Origin of the sequence: Vibrio sp. V19_P1S1T109 (assembly GCF_002241375.1) — a bacterium.
Classification (GTDB): domain Bacteria; phylum Pseudomonadota; class Gammaproteobacteria; order Enterobacterales; family Vibrionaceae; genus Vibrio; species Vibrio anguillarum.
The window spans coordinates 1-2,929 of record NZ_NDIM01000138.1; the positions used below are offsets into that span (position 1 = coordinate 1).

At 45.9% G+C, this 2,929-nt stretch carries 2 protein-coding genes; one reads left to right on the top strand and one right to left on the bottom strand.

Going from position 1 to position 2,929, the window contains the following annotated elements; genetic code table 11:
* Positions 1–171: 171 nt before the first annotated feature.
* Positions 172–1,122 carry a glutathione S-transferase family protein gene (locus B9J87_RS06500; protein WP_094149837.1) on the top strand — a complete coding sequence of 317 codons (951 nt, stop codon included), beginning with the start codon at positions 172–174 and terminating at the stop codon, positions 1,120–1,122.
* Between the two features lie 79 nt (positions 1,123–1,201).
* On the opposite strand, the gene pta is transcribed toward B9J87_RS06500, so the two are convergent.
* Positions 1,202–2,929 (bottom strand): phosphate acetyltransferase (pta, locus tag B9J87_RS06505; RefSeq protein ID WP_094149839.1); only part of this gene is annotated, 1,728 nt, incomplete at its 5' end.

A 2,929-nucleotide genomic window follows, 5' to 3' on the forward strand; every position in this document is an offset into this window, starting at 1 on the left:
GTGACAGGCTTAAGCGCGACGCATTTCTGGGTCGCGCTTTTTTTATCTGTGCGCTTAGCGGGGTAAATCGCACTGTTCAAAATTTCTGAATAACAAGGACAACTTCCTCCGGTTTTACCATTTTCTATCCTACTTATAATAAAAAAGTCATCGGAATGAGGAGTGGAGATCATGGGAAAATTAGTTGAAGGCGTCTGGCACGATGTTTGGTATGACACCAAAAGCAGCGCTGGGCATTTTGTACGCGAAGACGCAGGATTCAGACACTGGGTTGACAGCCAGCCAGATGCACGATTTCAACCAGAATCGGGCCGTTATCATTTGTATGTCTCTTTGGCATGCCCTTGGGCTCACCGTACATTGATTTTTCGCCAACTCAAATCACTCACCGAACACATTGATGTCACGGTCGTTTGTCCTGACATGCTAAGTGAAGGCTGGTCTTTTGGTATTCCTGAACCTCTGTTCGGCTATACCAAGCTCCATCAAATCTACACCAAAGCAAAGGTAGATTATTCAGGGCGAGTAACTGTACCTGTGTTGTGGGATAAGAAGACCAATACCATTGTTAGCAATGAATCTTCTGAGATTATTCGCATGTTTAACAGTGCATTTAATGAGTTAACGGGTAACCAGCACGACTACTATCCGCAAGCACTCAGCAAAGCTATCGATGAATGGAATGCGTATATCTACCCCAATATTAATAATGGCGTTTATCGATGTGGGTTTGCGACCACGCAAGAGGCCTATGACGATGCTTATGATGCACTCTTTACGGCATTAGATAAGGTCAACAATCATTTAGCGACGTATCGCTACTTGGTCGGTAACCAGATCACCGAGGCGGATTGGCGTTTATTCACTACACTTATCCGTTTTGATGCTGTTTACGTCGGGCATTTTAAATGCAATAAACAGCGTATCGCCGATTATGAGAACTTAAGCGGTTACTTAAAAGAGCTTTACCAAATCGACGGTATCAAACAAACGACCGATTTTTACCACATCAAACGCCACTATTATTTCAGCCATATTGGCATTAACCCAACGCAAGTGGTACCTAAGGGGCCGGATCTTGATCTTGATACGCCCCATGATCGCGGCTTTATTGGGTTATAACGAGGGTGGAAGTGTGCTATAAAAAAGGCTCTTATGTGATACATAAGAGCCTTTTAATCAGCAAGTTAAGCTAAGAATTTTATTTTGTTTCTTGGCTTGCTTGAATCGCCGTCAACGCGATTGTGTAAACAATGTCGTCAACCAATGCACCGCGAGACAAATCGTTTACTGGTTTACGCATGCCTTGCAGCATTGGACCGATAGAAACAAGGTCTGCTGAGCGTTGTACTGCTTTGTAAGTTGTATTACCTGTGTTTAGGTCAGGGAAGACAAATACCGTTGCTTTACCAGCGACTGGAGAGTTTGGTGCTTTAGAAGCCGCCACGTTTTCCATGATTGCAGCATCGTATTGTAGAGGACCGTCGATAATAAGATCTGGACGTTTCTCTTGAGCAATGCGCGTCGCTTCACGCACTTTATCTACATCAGCACCTTTACCTGATTCACCCGTCGAGTAGGAAATCATCGCCACGCGCGGGTCAATGCCGAATGCCGCCGCAGAATCGGCCGATTGAATCGCAATTTCAGCAAGCTGTTCAGCATTTGGATCTGGGTTGATGGCGCAGTCGCCGTATACCAACACTTGATCAGGCAATAGCATGAAGAAGATAGAGGATACAATCGAGGCATTTGGCGCGGTCTTAATGATTTGGAATGGAGGAACAATGGTGTTGGCTGTGGTATGAACCGCACCAGAAACCAAACCGTCAACTTCATCCGCTTCAAGCATCATTGTGCCAAGGAATACTGAATCTTGCAGTTTTTCACGAGCCACAACTTCTGTCATGCCTTTTGAACCACGCAGCTCAACCAAGCGAGCAACGTAGTTTTCGCGCACTGAGTCAGCATCGATAATTTCAACGCCAGCACCTAACTCAACACCTTGCTGCGCAGCAACGCGGCGGATTTCATCAGGGTTACCAAGTAGAACACAAGTCGCAATACCGCGCTCAGCACAAATAGAGGCCGCTTTCACTGTGCGTGGTTCATCCCCTTCAGGAAGCACAATACGTTTACCTGCACGACGAGCATACTCAGTTAACTGGTAACGGAATGCTGGCGGGCTAAGGCGACGAATACCTTGCGTGCCCTCAGTGAGCGAATTAATCCAAGGGCCATCGATGTGGCTAGCAACATGATCGCTGATGAACTCGATACGTTCTTTATCGTCAGCTGGAACTTCTAGGCTAAAGCTTTGCAGGTTGAGTGACGTTTGCCAAGTGTTACCTTGCGCTTTAAAAATAGGCAATCCGCTTTCAAAGGCTGGTTTACATAGGTTCACAATCTCTTGTGGCATATCGTAACCGCCAGTCAGCAGTACCGCACCAATTTCAACGCCATTCATTGCGGCCAGAGAGGCGGCAACAATCACGTCAGGACGATCGGCCGATGTCACTAAGAGTGACCCTGGCTTAAAGTGCTCAATCATGTGTGGCAAAGAACGCGCACAGAAAGTGATGCTCTTAATACGGCGAGACTTAATTTCACCTTCATTAATGATTTCAGCTTTCAGGTGTTTGGCCATATCAATAGCACGAGTCGCGATAAGGTCGATACTCCAAGGCACACAACCTAACACACGAATTGGGCTGGTGTTGAAGATCTGCATCACTTCTAAATTGGCTTGTTTCGCGCTATCTGCATCATCAAAAATTTCTGATAAGTCAGGGCGAGTGCGGCCTGCTTCATCAACAGGGGCATTAAGCTTGTTGATAATAACACCTGAAATGTTTTTATTTTTTGTTCCACCAAAGTTTGAGCACGCAACTTCAATACGCTCTTTCAACTGAGTTGGGTTGTCTGTTCC